19 protein-coding genes are annotated in these 18,437 nt (G+C 49.4%); 12 read left to right on the top strand and 7 right to left on the bottom strand.

Features of this window, described 5'->3' with window-relative positions; translation table 11 throughout:
• The first annotated feature begins 1 nt into the window (after position 1).
• The 12 genes from MKJ04_RS21990 (at position 2) to MKJ04_RS21935 (ending at position 12,050) form a co-directional block, all read left to right on the top strand.
• Complete coding sequence (locus tag MKJ04_RS21990) at positions 2–796, top strand: hypothetical protein (protein WP_241644239.1); 795 nt, start codon at positions 2–4, stop codon at positions 794–796.
• Positions 797–952: 156 nt separating this feature from the next.
• The gene (locus MKJ04_RS21985; RefSeq protein WP_241644237.1) at positions 953–1,474 is read left to right on the top strand and encodes an Hsp20/alpha crystallin family protein; all 522 of its coding nucleotides are present in this window, start codon (positions 953–955) and stop codon (positions 1,472–1,474) included.
• A gap of 167 nt (positions 1,475–1,641) precedes the next feature.
• Entirely contained in the window at positions 1,642–3,138 is a 1,497-nt protein-coding gene (locus MKJ04_RS21980; RefSeq protein ID WP_241644235.1) for a Do family serine endopeptidase, read from the top strand.
• A gap of 213 nt (positions 3,139–3,351) precedes the next feature.
• A complete protein-coding gene (locus tag MKJ04_RS21975; RefSeq protein ID WP_241644233.1) occupies positions 3,352–4,929 on the top strand; it encodes an aldehyde dehydrogenase family protein in 1,578 nt (525 codons plus the stop codon).
• Between the two features lie 675 nt (positions 4,930–5,604).
• Positions 5,605–6,162 carry an RNA polymerase sigma factor gene (locus MKJ04_RS21970; protein ID WP_241644231.1) on the top strand — a complete coding sequence of 186 codons (558 nt, stop codon included), beginning with the start codon at positions 5,605–5,607 and terminating at the stop codon, positions 6,160–6,162.
• A gap of 29 nt (positions 6,163–6,191) precedes the next feature.
• Positions 6,192–6,821, top strand: a complete 630-nt coding sequence (locus MKJ04_RS21965) for a hypothetical protein (protein ID WP_241644229.1) — start codon at positions 6,192–6,194, stop codon at positions 6,819–6,821.
• Complete coding sequence (locus MKJ04_RS21960; protein WP_241644227.1) at positions 6,802–7,935, top strand: DUF4097 domain-containing protein; 1,134 nt, start codon at positions 6,802–6,804, stop codon at positions 7,933–7,935. The genes MKJ04_RS21965 and MKJ04_RS21960 overlap by 20 nt, the downstream gene beginning before the upstream one ends.
• Before the next feature lie 107 nt (positions 7,936–8,042).
• Positions 8,043–8,483 carry a RidA family protein gene (locus MKJ04_RS21955; RefSeq protein WP_241644226.1) on the top strand — a complete coding sequence of 147 codons (441 nt, stop codon included), beginning with the start codon at positions 8,043–8,045 and terminating at the stop codon, positions 8,481–8,483.
• Positions 8,484–8,507: 24 nt separating this feature from the next.
• Positions 8,508–10,322, top strand: coding sequence for a MutS-related protein (locus tag MKJ04_RS22920; protein WP_241644224.1), 1,815 nt, complete (start codon positions 8,508–8,510; stop codon positions 10,320–10,322).
• Positions 10,323–10,428: 106 nt separating this feature from the next.
• Positions 10,429–10,671, top strand: a complete 243-nt coding sequence (locus tag MKJ04_RS21945) for a hypothetical protein (protein WP_241644222.1) — start codon at positions 10,429–10,431, stop codon at positions 10,669–10,671.
• Between the two features lie 49 nt (positions 10,672–10,720).
• Positions 10,721–11,539 carry a hypothetical protein gene (locus MKJ04_RS21940; RefSeq protein ID WP_241644220.1) on the top strand — a complete coding sequence of 273 codons (819 nt, stop codon included), beginning with the start codon at positions 10,721–10,723 and terminating at the stop codon, positions 11,537–11,539.
• 85 nt (positions 11,540–11,624) lie between these two features.
• The gene (locus MKJ04_RS21935) at positions 11,625–12,050 is read left to right on the top strand and encodes a hypothetical protein (RefSeq protein WP_241644218.1); all 426 of its coding nucleotides are present in this window, start codon (positions 11,625–11,627) and stop codon (positions 12,048–12,050) included.
• Between the two features lie 80 nt (positions 12,051–12,130).
• On the opposite strand, the gene tsf is transcribed toward MKJ04_RS21935, so the two are convergent.
• From tsf to MKJ04_RS21900, 7 genes are all read right to left on the bottom strand, one after another.
• Complete coding sequence (gene tsf / locus MKJ04_RS21930) at positions 12,131–12,964, bottom strand: translation elongation factor Ts (protein WP_241644216.1); 834 nt, start codon at positions 12,962–12,964, stop codon at positions 12,131–12,133.
• A gap of 211 nt (positions 12,965–13,175) precedes the next feature.
• Complete coding sequence (gene rpsB, locus MKJ04_RS21925) at positions 13,176–13,943, bottom strand: 30S ribosomal protein S2 (protein WP_241644214.1); 768 nt, start codon at positions 13,941–13,943, stop codon at positions 13,176–13,178.
• 21 nt (positions 13,944–13,964) lie between these two features.
• The gene (gene rpsI / locus MKJ04_RS21920) at positions 13,965–14,351 is read right to left on the bottom strand and encodes a 30S ribosomal protein S9 (protein WP_241644212.1); all 387 of its coding nucleotides are present in this window, start codon (positions 14,349–14,351) and stop codon (positions 13,965–13,967) included.
• A 4-nt stretch (positions 14,352–14,355) separates the two neighbouring features.
• Complete coding sequence (gene rplM / locus MKJ04_RS21915; RefSeq protein ID WP_241644210.1) at positions 14,356–14,805, bottom strand: 50S ribosomal protein L13; 450 nt, start codon at positions 14,803–14,805, stop codon at positions 14,356–14,358.
• Positions 14,806–15,057: 252 nt separating this feature from the next.
• Positions 15,058–17,556: a M4 family metallopeptidase gene (locus tag MKJ04_RS21910; RefSeq protein WP_241644209.1), complete on the bottom strand. Its 2,499-nt coding sequence runs from the start codon at positions 17,554–17,556 to the stop codon at positions 15,058–15,060.
• A 25-nt stretch (positions 17,557–17,581) separates the two neighbouring features.
• Positions 17,582–18,028 carry a hypothetical protein gene (locus tag MKJ04_RS21905; protein ID WP_241644208.1) on the bottom strand — a complete coding sequence of 149 codons (447 nt, stop codon included), beginning with the start codon at positions 18,026–18,028 and terminating at the stop codon, positions 17,582–17,584.
• A gap of 61 nt (positions 18,029–18,089) precedes the next feature.
• The gene (locus MKJ04_RS21900; RefSeq protein ID WP_241644207.1) at positions 18,090–18,338 is read right to left on the bottom strand and encodes a hypothetical protein; all 249 of its coding nucleotides are present in this window, start codon (positions 18,336–18,338) and stop codon (positions 18,090–18,092) included.
• Positions 18,339–18,437 lie beyond the last annotated feature (99 nt).

The raw sequence follows: 18,437 nt of genomic DNA, 5'->3' as shown, positions 1-18,437 counted from the left end.
TATGAGAAAACTTTACTGCTTGCTGCTGTTGGCAGCGCCACTTCTGGTACAGGCCCAGAGCAAAGTATCCAGCCCGATGGCTGTGTGGCCCGAGCTTCAGGCGAGCTTCGGGGTGAACGAGAGCGGCCTGCTCTTTATACAGAACCAGTACCGCATCAACACCGATGGCCGCTTTAACGATCTGGCCGCCAATGGCCCACTCCAAAACTTTGAGCGGATTGAGCTGGCGCTGGGGTATGAGCAGACCCTCTCGGCGCACTGGCGAGCTGGCGCAGTGTTCCGCTACGCGGCTGAGGATTATCCTAAAACCGCGTTTTACACTGTGTTTCTCCGGCACAGCGGCAAGGTCGGTAGTTTGTTTTTCAACAAGCAACTGACGGCGGAGTACGTGGGCCAGCAGGGCCATGATGTCTTTAGCAGGCTGCGGCTGGAGGGCGAACTGGGCAAGCGGCTGCCACTCGGAGGCAGGTTCCTGACACCCGGCATCAGGTACGAAGGCATGGTGCTGTCAGGGTTTGGAGGCAAAAAGAGTATGGGCACCCAGGAACGGGTGATAGACCGCACCCGCCTGCGCCTGAATCTGACTTACGAAGTGACGGACAAGCTGCGCCTCACGCCCTATTTCATGCGCCAAACGCATTACTACTATGTGCTGGTGCCGCCTGTGTACGATGCGCAGGAGCAATTAGTAGAAGAAGGCTATACCACCAAACGCAACCGCATCTCCCCGGTGCTGGGGCTGGAGATAAAGTATACCCTCAACAGCACCCCCCAAACTGCCAGTATAACATATTGATAGCGAGGTAACTGTAAATTAGTCAGGGAGATACCTTTTTTCAATCAATCTAAAATGACATTATTTCAGGATATGTAAGGATAATTCGGTTGGTATGGTTTTTACTATACCATGGTTGTAAATTACTTCAAAACTAAATTTAAAGGAGGTATAACTATGGTACTGAGCAGATATCAGGGCATGCAGGAGGGTATGCCGAATTCATTTAGCACAATGTTGGACAGATTCTTCAACGAGTCTGTAAATAGTAGAGGGCTCTCAGAGTTTACGCCGCATGTAGACGCCAGTGAGACCGAGAAAGGGTATGAGATGCAGTTAGCCCTGCCAGGTGTGAAGCCGGAGGATATCCAGATTGATTTTCAGGAAGGCAAGCTGACGATTTCGGGTGAGCGGAAGCTGGAGCGCAAAGAGGACGGCCGACGCTACCATATGCTGGAGACACAGTATGGCTCCTTCAGCAGATCGTTTTTCCTGCCAGACAAAATCGACCCGGACAAGATTTCGGCGCACTTCGAAGATGGCATCCTGCAGGTGCATGTGCCCAAGGATGAGCACAAAACCATGAGACGGCAGATCAACATCACCTCCGGCTCTGGTAAAAAGAGCGGCGGGAAAGACAAGCAGGTAGAGGAAAATGCAACGGCCGCCTCTGAAAACAACAAATCGAAGAGAAGCTAAAGCATTAAAAACTGAAAAGGAGGCCCATAAGTTTGGCCTCCTTTTTGTTCTACTGGAAGCAACCGTTTTAACTATCCCCTTCTGTTATACTACCGTATACAGAGAGAGCGTTATCATAGTATAATATAGACATTTCTTAATATCAACTCATAGCTTAAATCCAAAACATGAAGACGAAGCAATTCATACTTGGCGTTGCGCTTTCAGCCGTTATGGGCGGCGGTGTGGCAGTAGGTAGCTATAAACTGTTGGAAGATGACAAGACCGTTTCCACAGAACAGCAGCCATACCCTAACGTGCGCTATACCAGCGATATGCGCAGCAGCAACTCCGTAGTGCCGGAAGGCCTTAATTTCATAAAAGCGGCACAGACCTCTACTCCGGCGGTGGTGCACGTGATGACAGAGTACAGTGGAAACAGCAATGCCACGAGTCGCGGTAATAGCCCGATGGACCCGTTCCTTCGGGAATTCTTTGGAGACGGCTTTGGCGACCGCGTGCCGCGTGGCCCGCAGATGGGCTCCGGCTCCGGTGTGATCGTCGCCTCTAATGGCTATATCGTGACCAACAACCACGTGATTGACAAGGCCGATAAAATTGAGGTGGTGATGGATGACAAACGGAAGATGACGGCTACTCTGGTTGGCACCGACCCGACCACCGACATTGCCCTGATTAAAGTAGACGCCGACAAGCTACCGACCCTGCGTTACGGAAACTCTGACGACCTGCAGGTGGGCGAGTGGGTGCTGGCCGTGGGCAATCCCATGAACCTGACCTCCACCGTGACAGCCGGTATCGTGAGCGCGAAGGGCCGTAACATCAACATTCTGCGCACAAGCGCCAATGACATGAGCATCGAGTCTTTTATACAGACGGATGCCGCCGTAAACCCCGGTAACTCCGGCGGTGCCCTCGTGAACCTGAACGGAGACCTGGTAGGTATAAACACAGCCATTGCTTCCTCAACAGGTTCCTTTGCCGGGTATTCCTTCGCCGTGCCGTCTGCTATTGTAAGCAAAGTGGTAGATGACTTATTGAAGTACGGAGAAGTGCAGCGGGCCTTGTTAGGTGCCTCTATCCGGGAGATTGACGCGGCTTTTGCCGAGGAGCAGAAGCTGAAATCCTTGAGCGGCGTGTACATCAACGAAGTAACCGAGAACAGCGGTGCCAAAGAGGCTGGCCTGAAGGGCGGCGATGTGATTACGGCCATAAACGGCGTAACGGTAGGCAAGTCGTCGCAATTGCTGGAGCAGATCGCCCGTTACCGCCCTGGCGACAAAGTGAAGGTTACGTATGTGCGTAACGGCGATGAGAAAACCGCCAACGTGACCCTGAAGAATCTGAACAACAGCACAGAACTGGTAAAGCGCAGCAAAGCCAAAGCGATCACCTTCGATGGCGCTACCTTTGAGCCGGTGAGCCGACAGGAAATGACGAAGCTGGGTATAACAGGAGGCGCCAAAATTGCAAGCGTGCGCAGCAGCAAGTTCCGCGATACAGGTATGAAAGAAGGGTTCATCATCACAAAGATCGATAAGTATCCGGTGGATGAGCCTGCCGATGTGGCGAAGATTCTCAAGAACTTCGATAATGGCGTGGTGTACATTGAGGGGGTATACCCGGACGGACTGAAAGCCTACTACCCAATCGGAAAAGAATAAGAGGCCTTTGGCCCGCTGTCTATAGAAAGCTTCTGCAACCTTGCAGAAGCTTTTTTATTTTTTAGCTTTGTATAGGTCCCTGTGCGGCAGGTATAAAATCGGGGTGAGGAGCGCAAAGCAGATGCACCGCGTACCGCCCGGGACTGATGCCATACCTGCTTCCCATACCCTGCACCCCTATTCATTTGTCTCACTTCTAACAGAAAAAATAATATGAAACAGACCATAGACGCACTTCCGATGAACAAGGAAATAAGCGATGTGCTGCATGAGCTCGGCATTAAAGAAAACAACCCCGCCTACAGCACTGGCCTGGCCTGGGGCGGGCAGGAGGGACGCACCACACGCAGTATCCATTCCCCAGCCGACGGGCAGCTGATAGCGAAGATAAACATAGCCTCTGCCGAAGACTATAACAAAGTAGTGGAAACAGCACAGGAGGCCTTTAAGGTATGGCGCAAGGTGCCGGCTCCTAAGCGCGGCGATGTGGTGCGGCAGATTGGCGACAAACTGCGCCACCACAAAGAGGCCCTGGGCAAACTGGTGAGCTATGAGATGGGCAAAATACTGCAGGAGGGCCTTGGCGAGGTGCAGGAGATGATCGACATCTGCGACTTTGCCGTGGGGCTTTCGCGCCAGTTGCATGGCCTGACGATGCACTCGGAGCGCCCTCAGCACCGCATGTACGAACAGTACCATCCGCTGGGCATCGTGGGCATCATCTCGGCGTTTAACTTCCCGGTAGCCGTTTGGAGCTGGAACACCATGCTGGCAGCCGTGTGCGGCGACGTGATGATCTGGAAACCGTCGGAGAAAACACCGCTGACGGGTGTGGCCTGTCAGCACATCATCCGCGACGTGCTGGCCGAGAACGATCTGCCGGAAGGCATTTTCAACCTCATCATCGGCGATGCTGAGATCGGCAGCCTGATGAGCCACGACAAGCGCGTGCCGCTGGTGTCGGCGACGGGCTCTACGCGCATGGGCAAGAAAGTAGGCGAGGCCGTGGGCGCACGCCTGGGCAAGTCGCTGCTCGAGTTGGGCGGCAACAACGCCATCATCATGACCGAGAGCGCGAACATCGACATGGCCCTGATGGCGATCGTGTTTGGTGCCGTGGGTACCTGCGGGCAGCGCTGCACCTCCACACGCCGCCTCATCGTGCACGAGAACATCTATGCGCAGGTAAAAGAGCGCCTCCTGAAGGTATACCCAAGCCTGCCCATCGGTCACCCGCTGGACAGCACCACGCTGGTAGGGCCCCTGATCGACAAAGACGCGGTAGCGGCTTTTCAGGATGCGCTGAAGAAGGTGCAGCAGGAAGGCGGCAAGCTGCTGACGGGCGGCGAGGTGCTGAGCGGCACAGGCTACGAAACCGGCACTTACGTGAAGCCTGCCATTGTGGAGGCCGAGAACAGCTATGAGATGGTGCAGGAAGAAACGTTTGCCCCCATCTTATACCTGATCAAATACAGCGGCGACGTGGAAGACGCCATCGAGATTCAGAATGGCGTGCGGCAAGGGCTGTCATCAGCCATTTTCTCCACAAACCTGCTGGAGGCGGAGGCGTTTCTGGGCCATTGGGGCTCTGACTGTGGCATTGCCAACGTGAACATCGGTACCTCTGGTGCTGAGATCGGCGGCGCTTTTGGCGGCGAGAAAGAAACAGGCGGCGGACGCGAGTCCGGCTCCGATGCCTGGAAGGTATACATGCGCCGCCAGACCAACACCATCAACTACGGCCGCGACCTGCCACTGGCACAGGGGATCAAGTTTAATATCACGGACTAACACCATTTTCACTACATATACAGGCATCATGCTTATACTTGCGCAGGTAAAAGCCACCTCTGGGGAACGGCTAGGATGAGCACCTTTGCACAAAGCACGCACTGCGCAGAATTGGTCTTATAGCGGCGGGGAGCATATTTGTGGATAAAGTCGGGCTGTGTAACGCGCCGGGGGTTTTATACAGATAGTGCCACAATTTGTAGCGAGTTTTGCCAAAATGCCCGGTGCCAACACACAAACTAAACAACGAAGGCCAGCTTTGGGAACAAGGCTGGCCTTCGTTGCTTTCTGACCGGTATACTATCCATACAGAAAGGCATGCTTATCCACAATTGTGTATAGTCTGCTTGTGGATATGTGGATAACGAAATAAAACCCACCTGATTTGGGCGGGAGAATGACACCAGAAGAGAAGGAGTAAGTATGAAATCAAGACGTATACCTAGTTAACACACAGGTATAGAGCAGTATATGTATGATTTTGTTTTCCACAGTCCCTTGTGGAAAGTGTGGGAAACAGCAGCAACGAAAAGATTCAGGAAAAATTTTCATAACTCCATGCAACCCTGCACATTTTCGGATGTCTTTAGTGTGCCAGTTGGGAGAGAGGATAAAAGCACCTTAGCAAGCCGTGAATGCGCAGCGCGTCCGGAGCAACCGCTAAAATAGAGCACATTGGAGACACTCAGTTATCAGGACGTAAACCACCACGTGATTGACCGCTGCCGGAGCGGCGACCACAGAGCGCAGTACGAGCTTTACAAGCTTTACTCCAAGGCTATGTTTAACGTGTGCATGCGCATCACCAACGACTATGCCGAGGCCCAGGACGTGCTGCAGGAGGCTTTTGTGAGTGCCTTCAAAAACCTGAACACTTACAAGGCGGAGGCTTCGTTTGGCAGCTGGCTCAAAAGGATCGTGGTGAACGCCTCCCTTACCGCCATCCGGAAGCGGCGCGCGGAACTGGTGCCCATGGACGAGCGGACAGTGGGAGAGGTGGCCGACGAGACAAGCGAGGATGACACGGAGTGGCAGGTGGAGCGGGTGCGGCGGGCCATACAGCAATTGCCCGACGGCTATCGGGTGGTGCTGAGCCTGTACCTGCTGGAGGGGTATGACCACGCTGAGATAGCCGAAGTGCTGGAAATAACGGAGTCTACCTCCAAATCGCAGTACAGCAGGGCGAAGAAAAAGCTGCTGGAGATTATGAAAGCGCCGCAGTTTGCGGGTTGAAACAATAAGGCTAATGAGAAATTGATACCATGGAAGATAAGTTAAAAAAGTTTGCAGCAGAGCACCGCGAGGAGTTCGACGTGTTTGAGCCCCAGCCGGAGTTGTGGCAGCACATCTGCAGGGAGTTGCCGCACAAACCTAAAGAGGCGAAGGTCATCAGCATCTCGTTTGGAGACAGCGTCAGTTTTAGCGCCAATAGGCTGTTTATGCAGGTTGCCGCTGCCATTGCGCTGTTGCTGGGCTGCGGCCTGACCCTACTGATGATGAAGCAGCAAGCACCCGAGAGTAACAACATACTGGCAATGTCTCAGGCGGCCGCTAGCGGCATTGCCCCCGAGTTGGCCGAGGTGGAAGCATACTACGTGAGCCAGATCAAAGAAAAGAAAAGCGAACTGAGCGCGTACGACCTGAAAATTCTGGGCTTAGGCGATGAAAACGAAATTGACGCCGAGCTGGCCCGCCTCGACAGCAGCTACATCCAACTGAAGCAGCAACTTTATACCAACCCGAATACAGATGAGATAATGAGTGCCATGATCCAGAACCTGCAGATACGGATCGGGGTGCTGAACCGACAGCTGGAAGTACTTCAGAAAATAGAGAAATTGGACCAACAACCTGACCTAGAACCTAAAAAAGATGATACCACACGTATATAATTCGCTACGCCGCCTGTTACTGCTCACCATTGTATCTGCTCTGGTACTAACGCCGGCATTGGCACAAACACCATGCCCCGTAGCGTCGCCCGTCCCGATGGAAGCGCCTCATCTGGAGGAGCTGGCCCTGCTGATACAGCAAACGGTGCCGCAACCGCAGCCCGCCCCCAAGCCGTTGCCAGCCCCGCACCCGCAGGTAGCCGAACAGCCTGATGTGGTTACCGCCGTCTATGACGTGGAGAAGCGCAAGTTCGTGGACAAAACATTTAAGGTAAGCCGCGCCGACATGCTCAACATCGAGAACAGGTTCGGGAAGGTGCACATCAACACCTGGGACAAAAACGAGATGCACGTCAGAGTCGATATCATCGCCCGCGCCGGTACAGACAGCAGAGCCCAGGAAATCCTGAACAGCATTAGAGTGATGGAGAGCCGGGAAGGCGGAACGGTCTCCTTCAGAACCGACATCGAGCCCATGCGCTTCTCCGGAAGCGGCAGCAGGAGCTTTGAGGTAAACTATACCATCAGCATGCCGGAAGAAAACCCCCTCACCGTGAAGAACAGCTTTGGCGATGTATACCTGGCCGCTTTCAAAGGCAAAGCAGACATCAGCGTGAAGCACGGTTCCTTAAAATGTGAGCGGCTGGGAAATACAGGCAATACCGTAAAGCTGGCCTACGGCTCGGGCTCCTGTGGCTATATAAACGGCGGCAGCATTGATGTAGCCTACGCCGACATGAACGTAGGAGGGGCCACGGGCTTTCACGGGTCCTCCAAGTTCAGCGATTTTAAGGTGGGGAGCCTGAGCGAGACGATGGAGATGGACGTGAAGTACGGCTCGTTTAAAGTAGACAACATCAGTCGGAACATCCGCAAGATCGCGCTTGACAGCGGTTTTACGCCCATCAGCCTGAGCTTTGACGCGAACACAGCCTTTAACTTCGATGTGAGCGTGCAGTTCGCTGACTTTAAGTACGACAAGTCGCAGGTGAACATCACTTCCCTGGAGAAAAGCCATACCTCCGCAGCCTATAAAGGGGAGTATGGCGGGTCTTCGCCGAAGGGGCTGGTAAGCATTAACTCTAAATACGGCGAGGTGAGGTTTACAAAATAAGCAGCCGGGATTAACCGGATAGGAAGCGAGAGAGCTGGCCATGTGCCGGCTCTCTCGCTTTTGTGCGTACAGAGGATAAAAATCCGCATTATCGGTTATCTTTGACTATGGCAAAACAATCGGAACACCACAACTCATCCAAAGCCCCGGAGCCGGTGGGGCTATACCCGCATGCGCGTCGTGTGGGCAACCTGCTGTTTCTGTCGGGCGTTGGGCCGCGGGAGCGGGGCCAGCAAGCGATACCGGGGGTGGAGGTGGATGCCGAAGGCAACATCGTGCGGTATGATATAGCGGCCCAGTGCCACGCGGTGTTCCGGAATGTGCGGTATATCCTGGAGGATGCGGGCGCGCGTTGGGAAAACCTGGTGGACATAACCGTGTTCCTGACCAACATGCAGGACGATTTTGCGGTATACAACCAGCTTTACGCCGAGTATTTTAAAGACAACCAGCCTTGCCGCACCACGGTGGAGGTAAATAAACTGCCCACGCCCATCGCCATCGAGCTCAAGTGCATCGCCACGTTCGATGCCGTGAGGCTGGTGTAGCAAAACATCAAACAACCGAATACTGTGATCGAATCAAGAGAAGAGTTATACACCACCCGTGCGCGCGCATTTGCGGAGCGAGAAAAGCAGGCAGCCTCCAGGTCCGGTATGGTATCGTGGCTGCGCGTAGGGGTGTTTTTAGGCGGCGCTGTGCTGGCGTACTATTTTTTCAGTATGGGGGCAATGTGGGGGGGCGTTCTGGCGGTGCTGCTCTCCTATGCGCTGTTTGTGGTGGTGCTGCGCTGGCACAGCCGCCTCGACTTTGCCCATCGGCAACTCACGCTGCTGCGGAAAGTGAATGAGCAGGAAGTGGAGCGGCTGCAGGGCAAGCTAAATGCCTTCGATGGCGGCAACGCCTTCCGCGACGACCAGCACCCTTATACCTCCGACCTCGACATTTTCGGGCAGAACTCCCTGTTCCAGTTAATAAACCGCGCCGTAACCAGCATTGGCAAAGCGCGGCTGGCCAACTGGCTGCAGGCAGCGGCGGCACCAGCAGAGGTGCTGCAACGGCAGGAGGCAGTGGCCGAACTCGCCCAGCCGCAGCAACTCGACTGGCTACAGGAACTCCTGGCGCTGCCCATGCACTTTAAACACGACCAGCGGCCAGCCGACGAATTTCTGGAGTGGTTCTCGGGCAAGGCGTTCTTCAGGCAGCACCGCTGGGTAAAACCGCTGCTGTTTATACTCCCGGTGCTCACGCTGGCGGCTATCGCTGCCTGGTTCTATGGGTATAGCGGCTGGATCGCGGTTGGCTTCCTGGTGGCGCAGGGGGCGGTGGCCTACCGGTTTCGGGTGGAGCGCGACGAGTATTACGAGATGAGCATGGGCATACACGAGGCGGTGCAGAGTTATACCCGGCAACTTACCCACCTGGAGCAGCACCCCTTCACGACACCCAAGCTACAGCAACTGCAAGAGGGGCTGCGGCAGTCGGGCACCACGGCATCGGCCAGCCTGCTCCAACTGGCCAACATCATCGACTATTTCTCCTGGCGGCTCAGCACGCTCATGGCCTTCTTCCTGAACAACATCCTGCTTTGGGATTTTATGTGGATGTATCGGCTGGAGCAGTGGCGCGACAAGTACCTGGCCCAACTAGAGGCATCGCTGGATATACTGGCGGAAATGGAGGCCCTGGCAGGCATCGCGGCTTTCCAGCACGCGCACGCTGGGTATGCCATTCCGCAACTGAGCGAGCAACCGTTCGAGGTACGGGCAACCACGATGGCGCACCCGCTTATCTTTTCGGTAAGGCCTGTGGCCAACGATTTCAGCACGCACGGCGCGGGCCATACCCTCGTCATCACAGGCTCCAACATGTCGGGCAAGACCACGTTCCTGCGCACGGTGGGCATCAACATGGTGCTGGCGTTGATGGGTGCCCCAGTGTGTGCCGAGAGGTTCCTGGTTGCCCCGGCGCAGGTATACACGGCCATGCGCACCGTAGACAACCTGGCCGAGAACACGTCCTCGTTTTACGCGGAGCTGAAGCGCCTGCGCATGCTGCTGGAACTGACGGAGCAGGGCGAGCCGGTGTTCTACCTGCTCGATGAGATTCTGAAAGGCACCAACTCCCGCGACCGGCACCTGGGGGCCATGTCGCTGATCCGGCAATTGCACCGGCGCAACGCCTCCGGCCTCATCTCTACCCACGACCTGGAACTGGGCGCGATGGAGGAAGAACTGCCGGGCAGCGTGCAGAACTACAGCTTCAACAGCGACATCATCGGCGACGAGATCCGGTTTGACTATAAATTAACTCCAGGGCTGTGCCGCAGCTTTAACGCCAGCAAACTGATGCAACTGATGGGTATTGCCATCGAAGCGGAGGCATAACCCAGTATTAATAAAGAACTACATTAATAAGAAACTGTCATCTGGCTTTCGCTCGAAATGACAACTCAGAATTTGAAATAGCCACATACATAAAAATCCTATACCCATGAGAGTAGTAGCAGACATCCCCAACCCAAACATGAAGGTCACGCTGATGGCCTGGAACGGCAAGTACATTATTAAGCTAGAAAAAGGCGACTTTGAGCAGACCTATAAAATAGGCGAGATGGACATTATGGGCGACGTAGGCGCCAAAGAACTGCTGGACGAAACGTTTCTGGAGGCCGCCCTCAACCGCTTCAACGACATGCGCGATGCCTTTGTGAGTACAGTGAGGAGAAATGGGTAGATCGGTGCTTTTATTATGGTTAACTGCTAGTTAACAACAAGCATTAAATATGAAAAACCTCATCAGCTGCATCATTGCAGTTCTGTTTTTGACTTCCATTGAATGTTCTTCACAGAATACATTCAAATTTGAAAGCAAAATCAATCCTGGTAAGACATATAAACTTGAAATGGACATGTTCTCGTCCAACAAAACAGTTTACCAAAGCGAAATCCCAAGTTTGAAGGGGAAGTCAAGTGAAGGTAGTAGCTCTACAAGAATGACTAGAACAACTGCAACCAAATCACTCACCGAAAACGGTCATATCCCAGCAACAGTGACATATGGTTATATATTAACTACTGCTAATGCCAATGTGTCGACTAACCCGATTTCAGGAACAGTGGTTCATGGCTACTATGCTGGATATAAATTCCACGTCAATGAAGTAATCTCGGATAAGCTTGACGAGAAGACAAAACAGGGGATAAAACACGCTTTGGAGAATGTCAAGCCAGATATCCAATTCCCAGCCACGCCGCTGAGAATCGGGGAAAGCTTTGAGCATAAAATGCCGATGATTATCCCTATCAGTGGCGTGAACCCAGTTAAGGTTGACATCATCAAAACTTACACCTTGAAGAGTGTGGATAAGAACATCGCTGTTTTTGATTTGAAAGAGAAGTTTCAACTAAGCTCAGAGACAGACCAAACCAGCGTTGCCGCCAAAGGAGACGGAAGCGGAATAGTAGAATTTGATATTTCTGAGAACCAGATAATTAAAAATAATGCAGTCTTTGCTATTGAAGTGAAAGTAAAGGTTAGTGATGATGTGTCATTAACTTCCATCATTAAATCTGATTCTCAAATAAAGGCAACCATAAAATAAAGCCAGTTGCTAACAAGGTTCATAAGCCATGCTACGGCTTACGGCCTCGCACGCCTCATGCACTAGACGTTATAGGAATTTAATAATGAGATATCTAAGAACCCTTGTTATTACACTTTTGCTGCTACTTTCTGCATGTAGCAACGATGATTCCTATGATAGCTTTGTGATAGAGGATGCAACAAAATATAATAACCAGATACTATCCGCTTTACAGCACAATGAGCCGTGGGCGCAAACACCTTTCCTGATTGTAGGGGAGTTGTTCGGCCCTGCATACCAAACTGAAGGTGGTGGAGGCTATGCTTTTGAGCAAACTGAAGTAACGGATGATTTTGTGCGGGTTGCTGTAACGCAGGAAGGGTTGTTGGATGACTCAGTGTATGGCGAGAAAAGGATTATCGACTTTCGGTATAAGGCGGATAGGTGGGTGATCGACAATATCAAATTAGGGTTTAAATGCCAACGCAATAGGGGGCATCAGAATTATGCAGGCGAGTTGTGTAACTAAACCACAAATCTTAAGCTACTTCTACAAAACAAAAAAAGCCCGCTGTTAGGCGGGCTTTTCTATTATGCGGCTGGTTATAATTAACCGATAGCGATACGCTTGAACTCAGAAACAGTCATGCCTTTGCTTGTTTTGTCAAGCAACTGCGCGATGTTCATAGAAGAGTCTTTCACGAACTCCTGGTTCAGCAACGTGTTCTCCTTGTAGAACTTGTTCAGCTTGCCCATGGCAATTTTCTCAAGCATTGCCTCTGGCTTGCCTTCAGCACGCGCCTGCTCCTTACCAACTTCAATCTCGCGCTCTACAGTGGCAGAATCAACACCGTCTTTGTCCAGGGCGATTGGCTTCATGGCAGCAATTTGCATAGCTACGTCTTTGCCAACTTCTATTACGTCTGTGCCGCCAGTGTTTGTCATACCTACCAACACACCTAACTTACCGTTAGAGTGGTCATAAGAAACAACTTTCTCAGCAGTAACGATCTCGTAAGCAGACACGTCGATCTTCTCGCCGATCTTACCCATCAGGTCCGTGATGTGGTCCTGAAGCGAACGACCGTCAGCCTGTGGCGTTGCCAACAGTTCTTCTTTCGTTGCAGCTTTAGTAGCAACAGCAGTGTCCAGAACAGTCTGAGCCACTTTCTGGAAATCCTCCACCTTAGATACCGGCTCAGTCTCGCAAGCAACAGCTACGACGATACCAGTAGTGCCGTCGTCGCTTACGTGCGTTAGCACAGCACCCTCAGAAGTGGCGTTGTCGGCACGCTTGCTGGCAATTTTCTGACCTTGCTTACGCAGGATATCCTTTGCTGCTTCGAAATCGCCGTTAGCTTCTGTAAGCGCCTTCTTGCAATCCATCATACCTGCACCAGTTTCCTGGCGGAGTTTATTAACGTCTTGTGCTGTAATAGCCATCTTTTTATAATTAAGAATTACGAATTATAAATTACGAATTTTATTTCAGGCCTAGTGCAGACTTCCATAGACGACAACGCTATAGGTGACCTTAAAAGTCTAGCGTCCTGTGTCTACTATCAGATGCCTTAACTATGCCCTAAAACAAACTGAACATTGAAGCGTTGAGCCCAATGTTCAGTTTATTGTAATGCAATAGTAAACGTTGCGCTTATTGCTCGTCAGCTTCCTGCTTTGCCTTAATGCCTTCTTCTTCAGAACGCTTACGCTCGGTCTCTTCTTTGTCTACCTTGCGCTCAGACAAACCTTCTTCAATTGCCTTGCCTACCAACGATACGATCAGGGCTACTGACTTAGAAGCATCGTCGTTTGCAGGGATTGGGAAGTCTACCAGCTCTGGGTTAGAGTTTGTATCGCAGATAGCGAATACGGGCAGGTTCAGTTTCTGAGCCTCTTTTACCGCGATGTGCTCACGCTTAACGTCTACCACAAAAAGTGCAGCAGGCAGGCGAGACAGGTCAGCGATACCACCCAATACGCGGTCAAGCTTCTCACGCTCACGAGAAAGCATCAGCTTCTCACGCTTTGCAAGGGCCTTAGACTGCTCTGGGTCTTTCATCATCTTGTCGATAGTCGACATCTTCTTCAACGACTTGCGTACAGTTGCGAAGTTTGTCAGCATACCACCCAGCCAACGGTCAGTCACGTAAGGCATCTTCAGGCGCTTGGCCTCTTCCGTTACGATTTCCTGCGCCTGCTTCTTGGTAGCTACGAACAAGATCTTACGACCAGACTTGGCGATGTTCTTGATGGCGGCAGTTGCCTCATCAAGCGAAACCAACGTCTTGTTCAGGTCGATAATGTGAATACCGTTCTTCTCCATGAAGATGTACGGAGCCATCTTCGGATCCCACTTGCGGGTAAGGTGGCCAAAATGAACACCTGCCTCAAGTAATTCTTTATAATTAGTACTTGCCATGTTGTTGATACACCTTTAATATTAACGTTTACTGAACTGGAATGAACGACGTGCTTTGCGCTTACCGAACTTCTTACGCTCCACCATACGCGGGTCACGCGTGATGAATCCTTCTTTACGAAGTGCAGATTTGCTCTCGGCGTTCTCAACTACCAGTGCTTTGGAGATAGCAAGTCTAAGTGCTTCAGCCTGGCCGCTTACACCACCACCTTTCAGGTTGGCATTTACATCGTATTTGCCAATTGCATCCAAGGTTTTGAACGGCTGATTCACAATAGTTTGAAGTACTTCGCTCGGGAAGTAATTCTTGATATCTCTACCGTTAATAGTGATATTCCCTTGCCCGGCCGTCATGTAGATACGAGCCACCGAGGTTTTTCTTCTACCAGATGTATTGATAACTTCCATTAAATTAGATATTGAGGGTTAATTCATTAGGCTGCTGTGCGGCAAAAGGATGCTCGCTTCCAGCAAATACATGCAGATTGCGGAACAGCTCGCTGCCCAATCTGTTTTTAGGCAACATGCCGCGTACAGCGCGCTCTACTAACAGCGTAGAAGACTTTGCCTTCAGTTCGCGTGGAGAAGTTCTCTTCTGACCGCCTGGGTATCCAGTGTGTGTCAGGTAGTACTTCTGGTCCCACTTGCGACCTGTAAAGCGCGTGTCATCAGCATTGATGATGATCACGTTGTCTCCGCAGTCAACATGAGGAGAGTACGAAGGCTTGTGCTTGCCTTTCAGGATCTTGGCAACTTCCGATGCCACACGACCCAAGCTTCCTTGCCCGGCATCCACAATTACCCAGCCTTTGTTGGCTGACTTCTTGTTGACATACTGGGTTTTATAACTTAAATGGTCCATTTTTGGTGGTTGTAAGCGATTTATTTATTTAATTGATTCTATTCTCCAGTCTTTGAAAAATGGACACAAAGATAAAAGTTAATAATCGCATATGCAATAGAAGCTAAATAAAATACTGCAAGCGAGGATGATGAGGAAAATTAAGATTATCAGTAAGGCAAGTGTAGGAAAGGGTGGTCGGACTGCCCCCCTTTCCTACACTTGCCTTACTGATCTGAAGAAACACCGACTTATATCAAATACACAGAACTCCTAATGGCTTATTAGTATTTGCTGCTTGCTGGTCTCGCCCTTTTTGTCCGTGATATGCATATAGTATAAGCCGTTCTTCAAAGCTTTCGTATTTAAAGTAGTTTTAACTTTTCTGCTTTTTTCAGATAGTACTACTTCTCCAAGCTGATTGTAGAGTTTTAAATCTATTTCTCCTTCAGGTTGGCTAGTGACAGTTCCGTCAGTTTGCTCGGGTTCTCCATTCACGCGCTCTATAATCAACTCGTCGTTGGCAGGATTAGGATAAGCGGTATAGGTATAGCCGCCACAGTTTGAATTATAGGCATACCCATTCCAATACGATTTTCCGCATGACGTAGTAACTTCCAGTCTGTAGGATTTTGAGGTGCAGGGCGGAATAGGCCACTGATGCAAACTTGTGCCTATAGCGACTAAGTTTGTAAATTGCCCGTTTACGCTCTCATACCACTTATAATTGCTGGGAGAAGTACTAGGAAGCAGTTCTGCATAAGCCGAGTGATAGGTATAACCACTTGGTTGAGGTGTCCGGTCATCGGAAGTAGTAACAGTTAAAGCACGAACTCCAATATTTACTTTTTTATCTGCTATTCTCAGAGTTCCACAGTTTGTTAATACGTTAAGATTTACATATTGAAATCCATTACCTACTACCTTGATAGTGACAGAGTTTCCTGTAGCAGAACCCACTATTTGCAGTCCACTGGTGACTGACCAGTTGTAAGTCAGTCCAGCAACGGGATTGGAAACAGAAAAGTTAATGGTAGCATTTGCACAACTATTGGCTGGAAAATCTCCTGCAATAGTCTCTGCGGGATAAGCCGCACCTACTCCTACAGCATGCCAAGCATTTACTACAGCTCTTTCTTCTAAGCTGCCGGGGCAATATAAATCTCTGGCAGCTTGCAAAGTAGCATTTCTCGCCGCTAAAAAATTTGAGGTTGATGTCAAATATAACCTCTGTGCCCGATATGCAATCTGAGCCGCTTTGCTAATGCTAATTCCTACAACTTTAAATAAATTACCAATATCGTTAGTACCATTACCACCTTGGCTCAGTAGGTAAAACCAGTAATTCAGAACACTAGAATTGACGTGAACGCCACCAAAATCAGCGGTTCCCTGATAATAACCCACCCCTAAGTAGGTATCAGGATAAGTGCCAGTAGTTCCATCCTCTAAAGTATATGTTAAAGATGAAGGATTGTTCATAGAACGAAAGGGGGCCCCCACTGCTTCTCCTATTAACCAATGTTGCTTACTAGGATCAGCCCAGTTTTCTACTGCAGCTCCCCAAATATCTGAAAAGCCCTCATTCAAAGCGCCTGATTCACCTTGGTAAACTAGATTGGCCGTTGCTTGATTTATTCCATGCCCAAATTCATGCGCGCAAATATCTAATGAGGTTAACGGAGATGTAGAGCCATCTCCATACCGCATCACTCTATTGGTGCCATCCCATTGTGCGTTATTCCAGTTATTAAGGTAATGTACATAATTTATCACACGCAATCCATTTCCATCTATACTATTGCGATTATGGACTGAACGCCAATAATCTAGAACTATTTCTGTCCCCCAATGTGCATCTAAAGCTGCTTGATCGCGATTAGCATTAGCATGTTCGGCGCTAGTCCAGTTGTTATCAGTATCGACAAAATCAATAGCTGTGCCGTAATTGTTTCCTCTTTGGGTATTTAAAGTCTGAACACTAACGCCATTCCGAATTTCCCAAAGCCTAAAACCGCCGGTGAAGGAATCTGTAATTAAATTTCTATTACCACTATAACGTGTTTGTGCAGTGCCAGGGCTGTTTACATCAGTAATCATGGATTCATAGTTAACAATTTGGCCCTGTGAAGCATCCACAAATACATATTGTTCCGTGTTGGGTTCTAAAGCGGATATGCTGAACTTCCATGCTAAAACCCATAATTTGCCAGTTTTTAGTACATCTTTACAAATGACTACTTCTCCTTTAGGGAAGTAAGTTGCCTTTTTATCGTTGCTATTTTCTTTTATAAACTGCTCGGATGCCGCATCTTCCCATTTATATTTTTTTGCATTTATATACGAGAGCGCATTCTTTAAAGCATCTTCCTCAGCTATTGCAGGAATAGTAGTAAGTAAGCTAATATCAGCATACTCTCCGTTTGCTGTCTCGATAATTCCGTTGTTATAGTGAATTTTGTAATTGATGCGATTTACTTCTATGCCATCAAAATATTGTTTAAATGTTTCGTGTAGCTTTCCTGCATCATCTTCTTCAGACTTAATCAAACGAAAGTTGTCCTTGCTTTTTGTCTTCAGTAAGTTTTTTAGAAAATTTACATTATTGGAAAGTGTCCGGTTTGGTGAGGCGTTAACCTTAAAGTTTACAAAGGTTGGTCTCCCATTAGGAGCCCGCTCTATATGAAGTGTATCACCTTGCTGAGCATAGAGATTACCAGTGAAAATAATTAAGACAACAACCAGTAAGTGTTTTAAGTAGAAGTGTTTCATAAAATGTGTTTTATTAAATTTTAATTTAGTCCCTTTTAATTAAATAATGAATGAATCCATCCGCGCCATTATCACGGAGAATCAAACTATCTTTTTCAATTCCTTCGACAACCCAACTTTCTGGGAAATTGTAGACATCATAAAAGCTTAATATATAAGTAGAGTCGCCATACACATCTTTAGCTCTTATCCAATTGATTTTTGTTTTAGCCCGTTCCTGGGCATCGTCTACCCAAAAGAGAGAATCATTAGTTCTGAAATCTATATAGGAATTTTTATAGTAAAATGTCGCCTGCCCGGTGAAACCGCCAACAGAATGATGGAATTGCCAAGCTCCTTCTATGTGAGCCTTTATCTCGGCTAAAGGCTTGTCCTTTAATATAATATTTTGCTGAACAATAGAGTCCTCTTTTTTGCAGGCTATCACTACTATCAGTGCTAAAGGAATTATACTAATTAATATCTTAGTCATAAAGAATGCTTATATTTTCGTTGTTTTGACAACCAATGATTTACGTGTAGTTCCATCCTTTCTAATCATCAACTAATCCAAAACCATTGCCATCATCAAGGCCATTCCCAGTAGCAGGATTATTTGGATCAGTCCACCAATTTTCATCAGGATTTAACCAAGTATTTTTATAACCATTATTTACTGTGCCCGCTCCTAAATCAGGGGACATCCAGTCAACTCCAGAATCTAATATTGCCGCACTTGCGCAATTTGAGCATCGAGTCTTATCCCATGCATCACGTATTTTTATTTTTTTTTTGTGTACCATCGAGATTTCAGATTCAAAACGCGAGACCGTTGCAGAACGGTACTACTTCTTGTTGTTTCTGTTAATTTTGAAATTTTTGCTCTGTTTTTGCTCTGAATA

It is taken from the genome of Pontibacter sp. E15-1 (genome assembly GCF_022601975.1).
Lineage (GTDB): Bacteria > Bacteroidota > Bacteroidia > Cytophagales > Hymenobacteraceae > Pontibacter.
The sequence above is the reverse complement of the archived record's forward strand: the minus strand, read 5'-3'. Positions and strand labels throughout refer to the sequence as shown.